Annotated in this window: 15 protein-coding genes; 8 read left to right on the top strand and 7 right to left on the bottom strand. The window is 63.5% G+C overall.

Annotated features, from left to right (window positions below):
* Window position 1: 1 nt before the first annotated feature.
* The 4 genes from RM192_RS12940 to RM192_RS12925 all read right to left on the bottom strand — a co-directional run bounded on the left by RM192_RS12940 (window position 2) and on the right by RM192_RS12925 (window position 4419).
* Entirely contained in the window at window positions 2-1078 is a 1077-nt protein-coding gene (locus tag RM192_RS12940) for a phosphotransferase family protein (RefSeq protein WP_311507974.1), read from the bottom strand.
* A complete protein-coding gene (locus RM192_RS12935) occupies window positions 1075-2163 on the bottom strand; it encodes a Zn-dependent alcohol dehydrogenase (protein WP_311507973.1) in 1089 nt (362 codons plus the stop codon). The genes RM192_RS12940 and RM192_RS12935 overlap by 4 nt, the downstream gene beginning before the upstream one ends.
* Window positions 2164-2183: 20 nt before the next feature.
* A complete protein-coding gene (locus RM192_RS12930; RefSeq protein WP_311507972.1) occupies window positions 2184-3476 on the bottom strand; it encodes an acyl-CoA dehydrogenase family protein in 1293 nt (430 codons plus the stop codon).
* Window positions 3477-3573: 97 nt separating this feature from the next.
* Window positions 3574-4419 (bottom strand): SDR family NAD(P)-dependent oxidoreductase, encoded by an 846-nt coding sequence (locus RM192_RS12925; protein ID WP_311507971.1) that lies wholly within the window; start codon window positions 4417-4419, stop codon window positions 3574-3576.
* A 183-nt stretch (window positions 4420-4602) separates the two neighbouring features.
* On the opposite strand from RM192_RS12925, the gene RM192_RS12920 reads away from it, so the two are divergent.
* Genes RM192_RS12920 through RM192_RS12910 form a run of 3 tightly spaced genes read left to right on the top strand, consistent with a single transcriptional unit; the run spans window position 4603 to window position 7721 of the window.
* Window positions 4603-5763: an acyl-CoA dehydrogenase family protein gene (locus RM192_RS12920; RefSeq protein WP_311507970.1), complete on the top strand. Its 1161-nt coding sequence runs from the start codon at window positions 4603-4605 to the stop codon at window positions 5761-5763.
* Window positions 5764-5766: 3 nt separating this feature from the next.
* Complete coding sequence (locus tag RM192_RS12915) at window positions 5767-6906, top strand: acyl-CoA dehydrogenase family protein (protein ID WP_311507969.1); 1140 nt, start codon at window positions 5767-5769, stop codon at window positions 6904-6906.
* 11 nt (window positions 6907-6917) lie between these two features.
* On the top strand, window positions 6918-7721 hold the full coding sequence (locus tag RM192_RS12910; RefSeq protein WP_311507968.1) for an SDR family NAD(P)-dependent oxidoreductase: 804 nt from the start codon (window positions 6918-6920) through the stop codon (window positions 7719-7721).
* 108 nt (window positions 7722-7829) lie between these two features.
* Here the strand turns inward: RM192_RS12910 and gmk are convergent, their stop codons facing one another.
* A complete protein-coding gene (gene gmk, locus RM192_RS12905) occupies window positions 7830-8480 on the bottom strand; it encodes a guanylate kinase (RefSeq protein ID WP_311507967.1) in 651 nt (216 codons plus the stop codon).
* A 94-nt stretch (window positions 8481-8574) separates the two neighbouring features.
* Between gmk and RM192_RS12900 the strand changes: the two genes are divergently transcribed.
* Window positions 8575-9141, top strand: a complete 567-nt coding sequence (locus tag RM192_RS12900) for a hypothetical protein (RefSeq protein WP_311507966.1) — start codon at window positions 8575-8577, stop codon at window positions 9139-9141.
* Here RM192_RS12900 and RM192_RS12895 read toward each other — a convergent pair.
* Together RM192_RS12895 and RM192_RS12890 are read right to left on the bottom strand one after the other, a co-directional pair.
* Window positions 9138-9530 carry a hypothetical protein gene (locus RM192_RS12895; RefSeq protein ID WP_311507965.1) on the bottom strand — a complete coding sequence of 131 codons (393 nt, stop codon included), beginning with the start codon at window positions 9528-9530 and terminating at the stop codon, window positions 9138-9140. The genes RM192_RS12900 and RM192_RS12895 overlap by 4 nt on opposite strands.
* Window positions 9531-9566: 36 nt before the next feature.
* Complete coding sequence (locus tag RM192_RS12890) at window positions 9567-10064, bottom strand: ClpXP protease specificity-enhancing factor SspB (protein WP_311507964.1); 498 nt, start codon at window positions 10062-10064, stop codon at window positions 9567-9569.
* 84 nt (window positions 10065-10148) lie between these two features.
* Here RM192_RS12890 and hisB point away from each other — a divergent pair, with 84 nt between their 5' ends.
* The 4 genes from hisB to hisA all read left to right on the top strand — a co-directional run bounded on the left by hisB (window position 10149) and on the right by hisA (window position 13451).
* Complete coding sequence (hisB, locus tag RM192_RS12885) at window positions 10149-10742, top strand: imidazoleglycerol-phosphate dehydratase HisB (RefSeq protein ID WP_311507963.1); 594 nt, start codon at window positions 10149-10151, stop codon at window positions 10740-10742.
* Window positions 10743-10864: 122 nt separating this feature from the next.
* Window positions 10865-11494, top strand: coding sequence for an imidazole glycerol phosphate synthase subunit HisH (gene hisH, locus RM192_RS12880; RefSeq protein WP_311507962.1), 630 nt, complete (start codon window positions 10865-10867; stop codon window positions 11492-11494).
* 69 nt (window positions 11495-11563) lie between these two features.
* On the top strand, window positions 11564-12703 hold the full coding sequence (locus tag RM192_RS12875) for a glycosidase (RefSeq protein ID WP_311507961.1): 1140 nt from the start codon (window positions 11564-11566) through the stop codon (window positions 12701-12703).
* Window positions 12704-12725: 22 nt separating this feature from the next.
* Entirely contained in the window at window positions 12726-13451 is a 726-nt protein-coding gene (hisA, locus tag RM192_RS12870; RefSeq protein ID WP_311507960.1) for a 1-(5-phosphoribosyl)-5-[(5-phosphoribosylamino)methylideneamino]imidazole-4-carboxamide isomerase, read from the top strand.
* Window positions 13452-13498: the final 47 nt, after the last annotated feature.

Raw genomic sequence — 13498 nt, 5'->3', positions numbered from 1 at the left:
TCTAGCGCGCGCCAGCCTTCAGCGCGAAGCGCCATGCCGCTTCCGCCAGTGGATAGACGCGCTCCGACGTCGCCTTGGCGTGGGCGCTCGACGCGGTGCCGTCGATCACGCGTTTCTTGATGCCCTGCACGATCCCGGCGAGGCGGAAGAAATTGAACGCCAGATACCAATCGATGTCGGGAATCCCGTTGCGCCCGGTCTTCTCGCAATAGCGCGCGACGATTTCGTCCAGTTCGGGAATTCCCAGCGCCTTGTGGTCAAGATCCTGCACGCCCGAGCGGCCTTCGTTGTCAGTCACCCAGGCCATGCACAGATAAGTGAAATCGGCGAGCGGATCGCCCAGCGTAGACAGTTCCCAATCGAGCACCGCCACCACCTCTGCCGAGCCGGGGGCAAAAATCATGTTGTCGATGCGGAAATCACCATGGACGATGCTGGTGCGGTCCTGCTGCGGCAATGTGGCGGGCAGCCACGCGATCAACCGCTCCATTTCAGGCATCGTCTCGGTCTCGGCGAGGCGGTATTGCTTCGTCCAGCGCTCGACCTGCCGCCCGAAGTAATTGCCAGGCTTGCCATAATCAGCAAGGTCCGCAGCCGCGACATCGACCTGATGCAGCGCCGCCAGCGTATCGACCATAGCAAAGTAGGTTGCGCGCCGGAATTCGGGTGTCGCCCCCGGCATTGCACCGTTCCAGATCGTACGGCCATCGACACAGCCCATCACGTAGAACCACGATCCGATCACCGCATCGTCGGTGCACAGCCCATATTGCCGTGCGACCGGAAATCCGGTGCCGAACAGCCCTGCCTGCACCTTGTATTCGCGGTCAACTGCATGAGCGGAGGGCAGCAGATTGCCGAACGGTTTGCGCCGCAGGACATAGGGGCCGGACGGGCTGTCGATGCGGTAAGTCGGGTTGGACTGGCCGCCCTTGAACTTTGCGGTGGTCAGTGGTCCCTGAAAACCGTCGACATTGGCTTTGCACCAACGGGTGAGCGCAGCCTCGTCCAGCCGGTCAGCCCCATGTGGAGCGACGGTGCCTGTAAACGCGGTCTGGGCGTCGAGCGGCTCGGTCACGCGCCGAACACGATGACCGAGCGGGCGGAATGGCCCTGCTTCATCTTGTCGAAGCCTTCGTTGATGCCTGAAAGCGGGATGCGCTCGGCAATGATGCTGTCGAGATCGAGCAATCCGCGCATATAGAAATCGACAAGCCGCGGCAGGTCCACCGGGAAGCGGTTACGCCCCATCAGCGCGCCCTGCAGCTTCTTGTCCGAAAGCAGGTCCATCGCCGAAAGCCCGACCTTGTGGTTCAGCGGCATCATCCCGACAATGGTGGCCGTACCCCCGCGCCGCAGCGCTGCCACGGCAAGATCACCCGAAGCCGGACGGCCCACGGCCTCGATGGCGTGGTGGACGCCGCCCTTGGTCATCTCGACGATGTCCTTTGCCGCATCCGGCCCGGCATCGATGGCATCGGTTGCGCCCAGCTTCATTGCCAGCGCGCGCTTTTCAGGCATGGGATCGACCGCGATGATCCGCCCTGCGCCTGCAATTTTCGCGGCATTGACGGTAGCCAGCCCGACGCCGCCGCAGCCGACCACGCAGATCGTCTCGCCCGGCGTCAGCTTGGCCGCGTTGAACACTGCGCCGGCGCCTGTCGTCACCGCGCAGCCGATGATCGCGGCGCGGTCCAGCGGCATGTCCGGATTGATCGCCACGCAGGCGTGCTCGTGGACCAGCATCTGCTCGGCAAAGGCCGAGAGGTTGAGCATCTGATTCACTGCGCTGCCATCGTCGCTGCGGGTAAGGCGCGGCACGTCGCCCGGCCCACGGCGCGTGTCTGCGCCCAGGCACAGCGACAAATGCCCGGTCACGCAAAACTCGCAATGCCCGCAGTAGGCGGAAAGACACGTGACCACCGCGTCGCCCACCTTGACCGTGCGCACCTCGGAGCCGACCGCCTCGACGATGCCTGCTGCCTCGTGGCCGGGAACGGCGGGCAGGGGGTGCGGATAGGCACCGTCGATGAAGTGCAGATCCGAGTGGCACAGCCCGCAGGCGGCGGTGCGGATCAGCACCTCGTGCGGACCGGGCTTGGCCACGGTCAGGTCGTGGATTTCCAGCGGCTTGCCCGGTTTGACGAGGACGGCGGCTTTCATTGTTCTCTCTCCGGTTGCAGTCAGCGCGCCACGCCCAGATCGCCGGAGCTGAGGCCCCGCTCACCCTGAGGCATGTCGGCATGGCGGGCGAACTCGATCCGCGCGATCGACCGCGCGTGGACTTCATCCGGCCCATCGGCAAGGCGCAACGTCCGCATGTGCGCATAGGCCTGCGCCAGCCCGAAGTCCTCCGACACGCCGCCGCCGCCATGTGCCTGAATTGCGTCGTCGAGAATGCGCAGCGCCATGTTCGGCGCCTGCACCTTGATCATCGCGATTTCGAGCGCTGCGGCCTTGTTGCCCACCTTGTCCATCATGTCAGCCGCCTTGAGGCAGAGCAGGCGGGTCATGTCTATATCGATACGGGCACGTGCAATGCGCTCTTCCCATACCGATTGTTCGGACACGCGCTTGCCAAAGGCCACACGCGACTGGAGGCGGCGGGCCATCTTCGAGAGGGCTTCTTCGGCAACACCGATCGTGCGCATGCAGTGGTGGATGCGGCCCGGCCCGAGACGCCCTTGCGCGATCTCGAACCCGCGCCCTTCGCCCAGCAGCATGTTGGATGCGGGGATGCGGACGTCTTTCATGGCGATTTCCATGTGGCCGTGCGGTGCATCGTCATAGCCGAACACGGGCAGGTGACGCAGGATCGTCACGCCCGGCGCGTCCAGCGGCATCAGCACCATCGACTGCTGCTGATGGCGTTTGGCCTCGAAATCGGTCTTGCCCATGACGATAGCGATCCTGCAGCGCGGATCGCCCGCGCCCGAAGACCACCATTTCGTGCCGTTGATGACGTATTCGTCGCCCTCACGCCGGATCGACGTCTCGATGTTGGTGGCGTCGGACGAGGCGACCTGCGGTTCCGTCATCAGGAATGCCGAGCGGATCTCGCCATTCATCAGCGGGCGCAGCCACTGCTCCTTCTGCTCCAGCGTGCCATAGCGGTGGAACACTTCCATGTTGCCGGTATCGGGGGCGGAGCAGTTGAACACCTCGCTCGCCCAGCCGACGCGGCCCATTTCCTCGGCACAAAGCGCATATTCCAGATTGGTGAGGCCGGGGCCTTCGAATTCGAACGTCTCGTCGACATGATGATGCCCGCCATTGCGCGGCGGCATGAACAGGTTCCAGATGCCTTGCGCCTTGGCGCGGGCTTTCTCTTCCTCGATCGTCTGGATAACTTTCCAGCGGTCGGGTTTGGCCTGTTCCGCCTTGTAGTCCTTGTCACGCGGCCGGACATGGCCCTCGATGAACTGGCGGACACGGTCGCGCCAGTATTTCTGGCGATCGGTGGGTTCGAAATCCATGAGGCTCTCCTTGGGGCACGCCCGAACTTTGCTTGGCGGTAGTGTTCAACGGGCGAGCGGGCTTTTCAAGCGAAAATTTAAGCGTTCGATTAAGGGGTCAGGCCTTGCCATCTTCGGCCATCTGTTGGAGGGCGTCGAACAGGTCGGGCATGGCCGGGTCCCAACTGTGGCGCGGGCCTATGGTGATGCCGCCATCCACGATCAGCGAGGTGCCGGTGACGAAGCTCGCTGCCTCGCTGGCAAGAAACAGCACGGCCTGCGCGATGTCTTCCGCCTGGCCGCCGCGCGCGATAGGCTGCGCCGCCTGCGACATGGCAGCAATCGCGCCCTTGGCCTGTGCCTCCAGCGCATCTGTCAGGCCAAGCGATCTGGTAAAGATATTGGTGTTGATGAAGCCTGGCTGCACTGCGTTGACCCGGATCTGGTATTTCGCCAGATCGGCGGAAGCAAGCTTGGTAAGGTGCAGCACGCCTGCCTTGGCCACGGCATAGGCGGTGGGCGAATAGCCCGGACCAATGGCTGCGATGCTGGAGGTGTTGACGAACGATGCGCCTTTGCGCCCGATCATGTGCGGCACAGCGTAGCGGATGCCGAATGCGACTGAACGCAGCAGCAGGTCCATCGTGCGGTCCCAGCCTTCAGGCTCGATCTCGTCGATCGGCGCGCGGTCGCCTCCTGCGCCCGCGTTGTTGAATACGGTGTCGATGCCTCCGGTTTCGGCCGCTGCGCGGTCCATCAGCGCCTTGATGTCTTCGGTGCGGGTTACGTCGCAGCGCGCAGTGACGATGGGTCCGTTGGATGCCGACGCCGTTTTCGCCAGCCCTGCTTCGTCAATGTCGGCGGCATAGACCGTGGCACCCTCGGCAGCGAAGGCAAGCGTCGCCGCGCGCCCGATTCCCGACGCCGCGCCTGTGACGACCACCGTTTTTCCGTTGAATCGCATGGCTCTCTCCCGCGGCGTTTTGGCCGGTTTTCGTTTCCGTCAGCTTAGGCGCGATAAAGCCTTCGTCAATGCTGGTGCAGTTGACGCTACGGCATGCACCACTTGGCCGGAATGCCCGAATTCTGCGCTTGCCAGAGCCTTCCAACTCGCCTTAACCTTGCGATTAAGAGAGGAGCCAAGACCATGTCTGACCTTGAGAGTTTCCGTCAGGAAATCCGCACCTGGCTGGAGGCGAACTGCCCCGCCGAGATGCGTGAACCCGTGCGCGATGAAGGCGACGTCTGCTGGGGCGGGCGCAACTTCCAGTTCAAGAATGCCGCTCAGAAGGCGTGGCTCGAAGCCTGCGTGGCCAAGGGTTATACGGTGCCCGATTGGCCCAGGGCCTATGGCGGTGCGGGAATGTCTCCTGCCGAAGCAAAAGTATGGCGCGAGGAATGCGCCCGGATCGGCGCGCGCCCGCCGCTGTCGAGCTTTGGCATCTGGATGCTTGGCCCTGCACTGCTCAAGTTCGGCACCGAGGAACAGAAGGTCCATTATCTGGGCGAGATCGCCCGCGGCGAAATCCGCTGGTGCCAGGGCTATTCGGAGCCGGGTTCAGGCTCGGACCTGGTTTCCCTGCAAACCTTCGGCGAAGATCAGGGAGACCACTGGGTCGTCAACGGTCAGAAAATCTGGACATCCTATGCCGACAAGGCCGACTGGATTTTCTGCCTCGTCCGCACCGACAAGGCGAACAAGTATCAGGGCATCAGCTTCCTGCTGTTCGACATGACGACACCGGGCGTGACGACCAAGCCGATCAAGCTGATCAGCGGCAATTCGCCGTTTTGCGAGACGTTCTTCGACAATGTGGTGGTCCCGAAGACCCAGATCGTTGGCGACCTCAACCGCGGCTGGGACGTGGCCAAATACCTGCTTGGCCATGAGCGCGAGATGATTTCGGGCGCGGGCGGCGGTGACCGGCTCAACGCGATTGGCGCAATTGTGGCGCGAAATGGTCTGGAAGATCCCATTTTGCGCGCAGAATTGGCGATGTTTGACGTGGATGCGCTCGCTTATGGCTGCATGGGCGAGAAGTTTCTCGACGAAGCCAAGGTCGGCAAGGCGCATCCCGCCCAGCCCAACATGATGAAGTATGCCGGCACCGAACTGAACAAGCGCCGCCACGAACTGCTGATGTCGGCGGGCGGGGCCACCGCACTCGAATGGGACAGCGAGCGTACCAGCGGCGGCACGCCTGCCCGCTCATGGCTGCGGACCAAGGCCAATTCGATCGAAGGCGGCACCAGCGAGGTCATGCTGAACGTCATCGCCAAACGCATTCTCGACCTGCCGGGAGCCTGATCGATGCCATTGTATCACACCGACGACCAGGCGATGCTGGCCGACACCGTCACCGGCTTCATGGCCGACGAAGGCGGGATCAAGCAGCAGCTGCGGCACTTCCGCGACATCAACTGCCAGGACGGTTTCGGCCACGGCTTATGGAAGCAGTTCGCAGAAATGGGCCTCACCGGGATGCTCGCGTCAGAAGCGGATGGCGGGCTGGCCATGGGTCATGTCGAGGCGGGCATCGTGCTCAAGGAAATCGGGCGCAATCTCACGCCTTCGCCGTTCCTTACCACGTCGGTCATGGGCGTGACCGCGCTTTCAGACGGGTCGGACGATTTGCGCGGTCGCTGGCTTCCGGGCGTGCTGGCGGGTGACAGCGTTCTGGCGGTGGCCGTGGACGAAGGCCCGAAGCATCGGCCCGAACGGATCGCGGCCCGCGCTGAAAAGGCGGGTAACGGCTTCCGGTTGTCGGGCAACAAGGCGTTCGTGGTGCAGGGCGCTTCGGCGGACGCGATCATCGTGGCCGCGCGCACTTCTGGCAGCGATTCCGATGTTGACGGCATCACGCTGTTTGCCGTGCCCAAGGACGCTGCAGGCATTTCCCATGAAAACCTGCGGCTGGTCGACAGCGCGATGGCCAGCAACATCCGCTTCGACAACGTTGAACTCGATGGTGATTGTGTGATCGGTGACGTCGATGGCGGGCGCGCTTTGCTGAACAAGGTGCTGAACGCCGGGCGCATTGGCGCGGCGGCGGAACTGACCGGCGTGGGACAGGGATCGTTCGATGTGACGACCGCCTACCTCAAGACGCGCAAGCAGTTCGGCAAGCTGATCGGCGAGTTTCAGGCGCTCCAGCACCGCGCCGCGCATTGCTATTCAGAACTGGAAATCGCAGCGGCGGCAGTGATCAAGGCACAGCAACTGCTCGATGGAGGTTCGGAAAAGGCTGAACTCATGGTCTCGGTCGCCAAGGCCAAGGCGGCGCTGGCCTGCAACCTCTCGGTCCGCGAAGGCGTGCAGATGCACGGAGGCGTGGGGATGACCGACGAATACGACATCGGGCTATACATGAAGCGTGACCGCTCGTTGGCCGAATTCATGGGCGACCAGTATTACCACGCCGAACGCGTTGCGCAGCTTAGCGGGTATTGAAGGGCTTAAATATGGATTTTACCAAGCTGTTCAGCCTCGAAGGTCGCGTCGCAGTCGTCACTGGCGGGTCGCGCGGGATTGGCGCGATGATCGCTGAGGGCTTCATTGCGGCGGGATGTGCGCGCGTCTACATCACCGCGCGTAAAGCCGCCGTGGTTGAGGAAACCGCTGCGCGTCTGGGCGAGAAGTGTATCGCGCTGCCGGGGGATATTTCCAGCGTTGCCGGAATCGAGAAACTGGTCGCCGACCTCGCCGAGCGCGAGGACAAGGTCGACATCCTCGTCAACAATGCGGGCGTTGCCTGGGGAGCGGAGTTCGAGGACTTCCCCGAAGCGGGCTGGGACAAGGTCATGGATCTCAACGTCAAGACCCCGTTTTTCCTGACGCAGAAGATGCACGGGCTGCTGAAAGGCGCAGCCAGCACGGAGCAACCCGCCAAGGTCATCAACATCGCCTCGGTCGACGGATTGCGGCCTAACCCGTGGGAAACGTATAGCTATCAAGCATCCAAGGCTGCCATGATCCACCTGACCAAGCGCATGGCGGCGCGGCTGATCCGCGACCAGATCGTCGTCAGCTGTATCTGTCCCGGCGCGTTCCCTTCGGAAATGAACAAGGCTGCGGCGAAAAATCCCGAAGGCTCGGCCAAGGGCATCCCGTCAAGGCGCGTGGGCACTATCGAAGACATGGCGGGCGGCGCGATCTACCTGGCCAGTCGCGCAGGCGATTACGTGGTGGGCACGCCGCTGCCAATCGACGGCGGCATCGTGAACGGCTGGATTTCGCAGGATGTTGTTGATCCCAGCGGGCATTGACCGCGCTTAAAGCCATGCCAACGCCCAAGACCTCCCGCATCCGGGAGAGGAGCGAGACTTGCGCTTGCGATGCAAGCGTCAGTCGCCGCGGGGTAGGCTGTCTGGGCGCTAGCCCCGCATCAACCCGCGCACGAATTCGATCAGCCCGGTCTGGCGGGTACGCTTCATGCGCTCAGCCGCCAGAATTTCGCGCACTTTCTCGAAGCAGCTTTCGACATCGTCGTTGATCACGACATAGTCGTAGCCGTCCCAGTGGCTGATCTCGGCCTGGGCGCGGGCCATGCGTGCATCGATCACTTCGGGGGCGTCGGTGCCGCGCCCGGTCAGGCGGCGGCCCAGTTCCTCAAGGCTCGGCGGCAGGATGAACACCCGGACCACATCGGCTTGCGCCTTCTGGTGCAATTGCTGCGTGCCCTGCCAGTCGATGTCGAACAGCACGTCGTCACCTGCCTTGAGGCGGTCGCGGATCTGGGCCTTGGGCGTGCCGTAGCAATTGCCGAAGACGGTGGCCCATTCGTAGAACTCGCCCGCTTCGACCATGCGGTCGAATTCCGCACGGTCGACGAAGTAGTAGTCCTTGCCCTCCACTTCGCCTGCTCGCATCGGGCGGGTCGTGACCGAAACCGACATCGCGATCTCGTCATCCTCGGCCAGCAGCTTGCGCGCGATGGTCGTCTTTCCCGCGCCCGAGGGCGAGGAGAGGATGAACATCAGGCCACGGCGGTGGAGGGTGTCGTCGTGCGGAATCGTGTTGGGCATGGCTGCTAGTGGCGCATGGTCCGGCGTGCGGTCAAGCGGCGTGGCGACGCAATCTGAGCTTGATCCTCGCCGCGATGCCTCCGAATAGGGCGCGGTGGAGCCATCGCTGATCCTTGATCCCGCTTCGGCGCGTGGCTTGCTGCAGGGTCACAAGACACAATTGCGGGTCGCGGCGGGCCACCGTCTGGGCGAACTGGCACAAGGCGCGCGGATCTATGGGCGCGAACCTTGCGCACCGGGTCGCATGCAGAATGGGAGTGAACTGCTGACTGACCTTGCCCGCGCGGATTTCGTCGTCTTTGCCGATGGCTGGCGGCGCGCCCGCGACGGCACGGGATGGCAGGGCAGGCCGCCTCTCGATCCCAACGAGATGTGGATAGGAGCGCTGCATATGCCCGCGTGGGCCTGCCGTATCGTGCTGGAATTGCGGGACCTGCGCAAAGAATACTTGCACGACGTCACGCCAGACGCGTTGCGGGCGGAAGGTCTGATACCGCTGATTGGCGGATTGCTCTGGCACTGGCCAAAGCCGGTTCCGGGGCTGCATCTTTCCGCGCGCCGGGCCTTTGCGGCGAACTGGGACATCACCCATCCTGTTCCCGGCCTGCGCTGGGCCGACAATCCGCAAGTGCTGGTGCTGGATGTGAAGCTGGCAGGTTAGACCTTCTTGCCGCGCTCCGCCTGCTTTTCGAGCGCGGCAGTGCCCTCCACTTCGGCCTCGCGCGTGCGCTTGCGGTCATAAAGCGTCTTGGCGAGCATCCCGCCGCCGACGATGATCGCGCCGGGAACCGACCGCGTGGCGATACGGGCAATGGCCGTCCCGACCAGCGTCTGCATCATCGACCGACCCTTGATTACACGGCCCGCCTTTTTCGCGCCGAGCTTGCTGCCGACCAGCCCCTTTTCAACGCCGCGACGCAGAAGCGCGCCTCCTGCGCGCAGGGCGACGTCGGCAAGTATAAGGTTGGTCATCGGATTGGGGCTGGGCGCCGGCACTTTATCGATTGCGCCCTTGGCCGCATTCATTGCCTTGCTACGCTTCCCTGCCATGCCCTTGCCTCGAAATGCTGCGGGCGCTGACGCGCCCTATTTCTTCTTGCCGAAATCGACGGTGACGACGTTTGAACCGTCATCGGCTCCATCAACGGCGGGCTTGTCGGCTTGTTCCGGCGAATCGTTTTCGGCAGGCTCGACCGGCTCGGCCTCGTCATCGACCACGGCCTGGAACTGCAGGCCGAAATCCACCGCGGGATCGACAAAGGCGGTGATCGCCGAGAACGGGATCACCAGGGTTGACGGAATCTGGTTGAACGAAAGTCCGACGCTGAAATGGTCAGCCTCGACCTTGAGGTCCCAGAACTTGTTCTGGATGACGATGGTCATTTCGTCAGGGAAGCGCTCACGCAGACGCTGAGGAATGTCCACGCCTGGCGCGCCAGTCTTGAAGGTGATGTAGAAGTGGTGCGTGCCCGGCAACATGCCGCCGCCCGCCGCGACTTCGCCCAGCACCCGGCCAACCACGGCGCGCAGGGCCTCCTGCACGATTTCGTCATAGGGGATCAGGCTGTCGGGTGCATCGCTCATGCCGTCACAACTGGCCTTGGAGGCAGCCCCGGTCAAGTGGGGACGGTGATTGATTCTCGAGAAGAGGGGCGTATAGGCGCGTTCATGCGCACTGGATCGATCACGCGGAAGACCGAGGAAACCGACATTGCCGTGTCGGTAAACCTCGACGGCACGGGCACCTACAAGGTGGAGACCGGCATCGGATTTCTCGATCACATGATCGAGCAGTTCAGCCGCCACTCGCTGATCGATATCGAATGCCGGGTGAAGGGCGATCTGCACGTCGACCAGCACCACACGACCGAGGACAGCGCCATCGCGCTGGGCCAGGCCATCGCGCAGGCGCTGGGCGACAAGAAGGGCATCACCCGCTACGGCCACACCTATTCGCCGATGGACGAGGCGCTGAGCCGCGTCGCGCTCGATATTTCGGGCCGCCCGGTGCTGGTGTGGAAAGTGGCGTTTACGCAGCCCCGCCTTGGCGAGATGGACACAGAACTGTTCGAACACTGGTTCCAGTCAATTTCTCAGGCAGCTGGAATAACCCTGCACATCGAAAGCCTATACGGCTCGAACAACCACCACATTGTCGAAGGCGTCTACAAGGGCTTTGCCCGCGCGATGCGCCAAGCCGTGGCGATCGATCCGCGCAAGGCCGATGCCGTGCCCTCAACCAAGGGCATCCTCGGTGGCTGACAAGGTTTCCTTCCGACCCCCGTTCATCCTGAGCCTGTCGAAGGATGCGCGCCGCGAGCGCGCTGGCGCGCGCGCTTCGACAGGCTCAGCACGAACGGGGTTTGGCACAGAAGGCGGGAACCATGGCTGAAACGCTGGCGCTGGTCGATTACGGCGCGGGCAACCTGCGTTCGGTCGCCAATGCGCTGAAGGCGGCAGGCGCTGAGGGCGTGGTCGTTACGGCTGACCCCAGCGTGGTGCGAACGGCGGACCGGATCGTCCTGCCGGGCGTCGGCGCGTTCCGACACTGCATCGGCGCGCTGTCAGGCGTACCGGGGCTGGTCGAGGCGATGAAAGAGCGGGTGCTGGTGGGCGCCGCGCCTTTCCTCGGCATTTGCGTGGGCATGCAACTGCTGGCGGATCGCGGCGTTGAACACGGCGTGACGGGCGGGTTGGGCTGGATCGGCGGGGAAGTGCGCGAAATCGTGCCTGCAGACCCTTCGATCAAGGTGCCGCACATGGGCTGGAACGATGTCGCGCCGATGCATCATGCTGGCGGGGCCGAACTGATCGAGCCGGGTGAAGCCTACTTCCTGCACTCCTACCACTTCGTGCCGGAAGAGGGCGCGGACATTGCGGCAATGAGCGACCACGGCGGTGGGATCGTTGCGGCCGTGGCGCGCGACAATATTCTGGGCGTGCAGTTCCATCCGGAAAAGAGCCAGTCCTACGGCCTCGCGCTGCTCTCGCGTTTCCTCGAATGGAAACCCTGACGGGGTAGCCTGAGGGAACCCTTTGGCCTCGCGGCGGCTTCCTTTGTCGACAAGGAGGCGCCAAGCCCGATGACCCCATTTCCGTTCGACCGTCTCGTCTTCACCCCTTTCATGGTCGACCTCGACCGCTCGCCGCTGGCGGGACATTTCGGGGCCGAGACGTATGTGCTGGGCACGTTCAACCCCGGCATGACCGTGCTGCCGAACGGGAATATCCTGCTGATGGTCCGCGTGGCCGAGGCGCTGCGCCAGCCTGTCCATGACGGAAGAGTGCATGCGATCCGCTGGCACGATGGCGGCTATGTCCTCGATGGCTGGCCGCTGGAACTTGCCGACACTGCCGATCCGCGCAAGTTCACGCTGCATGGCGGAGGGTGGCGAGTGATGGCGCTGACCTCGCTATCGTGGCTGCTGCCGGTAGAAATGTCGCCCGATGGACTGGATGTGGTGGCGATCCACTATGACAAGGCCATCGCACCGCAGGGCACGCACCAATGCTATGGCATCGAGGACGCCCGCATTTCGCGGATGGGCGAGGGCGCCTATTTGATGACGACCTGTTCGGTCAGCCCGGAGCGCCATTCGACCACGCTTTATTCCTCGGCAGATGGGCTGGACTGGACGTTCGAAGGGATCGTGCTCGATCACCAGAACAAGGACATGCTTATTTTCGAAGGGCTGGTCCGGGGTGAATACTGGGCGCAGACGCGGCCTCTTGGTGACCTATACTTTGCTTATCCGCCGGGCAGCGAATGGCGATCCGGCCCCTCCATCAACCTCGCCAGGTCACCCGATGCACTGCACTGGAAGCCACATATCAAGCCGGGTATCCGTCCCCATGCAGGCACCGCGGCGACCGCGCGCATAGGCGGAGGTGCGCCACCGATCCTGACTGAACTGGGTGGGCGTAAAGGCTGGTTGAGCCTGTGGCATGGCGTGGAGCCCAAGGAGATCGTTGGCATCTACCGCACCTACTGGTCGCTGCTCGATGCCGAAGACCCATCCGAGGTGATCGCGGGCAGCCACGTTCCGCTGCTGGAACCCGACGCCGAACTCACGCGCCCGCTGGAAGACCTGCTCTATTTGCGCGACGTGGTGTTCACCACCGGCATCGTCGACGCAGGTGACCGCTTCATTGTCGCGTCGGGCGAGGCGGATCTGGCGTGCCGGGTCACGCATGTGCCGAAGGAAGTCTTCCGTTTATCGTAATCGGCTGCTAGGCGCGCGGGCCATGATCGTCTTTCCCGCCATTGACCTGAAAGCTGGCCAGGTCGTCCGCCTTGCCGAAGGAGACATGGATCGCGCGACCGTTTACGGCGACGATCCCGCGCATCAGGCGACGCTTTTCGCGCAGGCGGGGTCGCAGTTCCTGCATGTGGTCGATCTTGACGGCTCGTTCGCGGGCCGGGCGGAAAACCGCGAGGCGGTCGAAGGCATCCTCAAGGCGTTTACCGGCCACGTCCAGCTGGGCGGCGGCATCCGCACGCGCGAGGCAGTTTCGGGCTGGTTCGACCTCGGTGTGTCCCGCGTGGTCATGGGCACGGCAGCGCTCAAAGACCCGCAGTTCGTCAAGGACATGGCGAAGGAATTTCCCGGCGGCATCGTCGTCGCGGTTGATGCGCGCGACGGCATGGTCGCGACTGCAGGCTGGGCCGATGTCTCCGACGTCGAAGTGGTCGATCTCGCCCGCCGGTTCGAAGACGCTGGTGTTGCCAGCCTGCTGTTCACTGACATTGGCCGCGATGGCTTGCTCAAGGGCGTGAACATCGAGGCGACCGTGGAACTGGCTCGCCGCGTGGACATTCCGGTGATCGCCAGCGGCGGCGTGAAGGGGCTGGATGATATCCGGATGCTCAAGATCCACGAAGTCGATGGTATCGAGGGCGTGATTACCGGGCGGGCGCTGTTCGAAGGGCGGCTCGATCTGGCCGCTGCGATTGCGATGGCCGAGGCCTGAAATCTACAAGTGCCGCGCGCGTGCTTCGACAGGCTCAGCACGAACGG

Origin of the sequence: Novosphingobium sp. MMS21-SN21R (genome assembly GCF_031846015.1) — a bacterium.
Classification (GTDB): Bacteria; Pseudomonadota; Alphaproteobacteria; order Sphingomonadales; family Sphingomonadaceae; genus Novosphingobium.
This window is presented reverse-complemented; position numbering and strand designations above follow the sequence as displayed.

What these genes read in the sequence shown, in the direction of transcription:
- hisH (WP_311507962.1), top strand. Translation starts at nt 10,865, where the DNA reads ATGGCTGAAACGCTGGCGCTGGTCGATTACGGCGCGGGCAACCTGCGT.
- hisA (WP_311507960.1), top strand. Translation starts at nt 12,726, where the DNA reads ATGATCGTCTTTCCCGCCATTGACCTGAAAGCTGGCCAGGTCGTCCGC.
- RM192_RS12935 (WP_311507973.1), bottom strand. Translation starts at nt 2,163, where the DNA reads ATGAAAGCCGCCGTCCTCGTCAAACCGGGCAAGCCGCTGGAAATCCAC.
- RM192_RS12920 (WP_311507970.1), top strand. Translation starts at nt 4,603, where the DNA reads ATGTCTGACCTTGAGAGTTTCCGTCAGGAAATCCGCACCTGGCTGGAG.
- RM192_RS12930 (WP_311507972.1), bottom strand. Translation starts at nt 3,476, where the DNA reads ATGGATTTCGAACCCACCGATCGCCAGAAATACTGGCGCGACCGTGTC.
- RM192_RS12925 (WP_311507971.1), bottom strand. Translation starts at nt 4,419, where the DNA reads ATGCGATTCAACGGAAAAACGGTGGTCGTCACAGGCGCGGCGTCGGGA.
- RM192_RS12915 (WP_311507969.1), top strand. Translation starts at nt 5,767, where the DNA reads ATGCCATTGTATCACACCGACGACCAGGCGATGCTGGCCGACACCGTC.
- RM192_RS12895 (WP_311507965.1), bottom strand. Translation starts at nt 9,530, where the DNA reads ATGGCAGGGAAGCGTAGCAAGGCAATGAATGCGGCCAAGGGCGCAATC.
- gmk (WP_311507967.1), bottom strand. Translation starts at nt 8,480, where the DNA reads ATGCCCAACACGATTCCGCACGACGACACCCTCCACCGCCGTGGCCTG.
- RM192_RS12910 (WP_311507968.1), top strand. Translation starts at nt 6,918, where the DNA reads ATGGATTTTACCAAGCTGTTCAGCCTCGAAGGTCGCGTCGCAGTCGTC.
- hisB (WP_311507963.1), top strand. Translation starts at nt 10,149, where the DNA reads ATGCGCACTGGATCGATCACGCGGAAGACCGAGGAAACCGACATTGCC.
- RM192_RS12890 (WP_311507964.1), bottom strand. Translation starts at nt 10,064, where the DNA reads ATGAGCGATGCACCCGACAGCCTGATCCCCTATGACGAAATCGTGCAG.
- RM192_RS12875 (WP_311507961.1), top strand. Translation starts at nt 11,564, where the DNA reads ATGACCCCATTTCCGTTCGACCGTCTCGTCTTCACCCCTTTCATGGTC.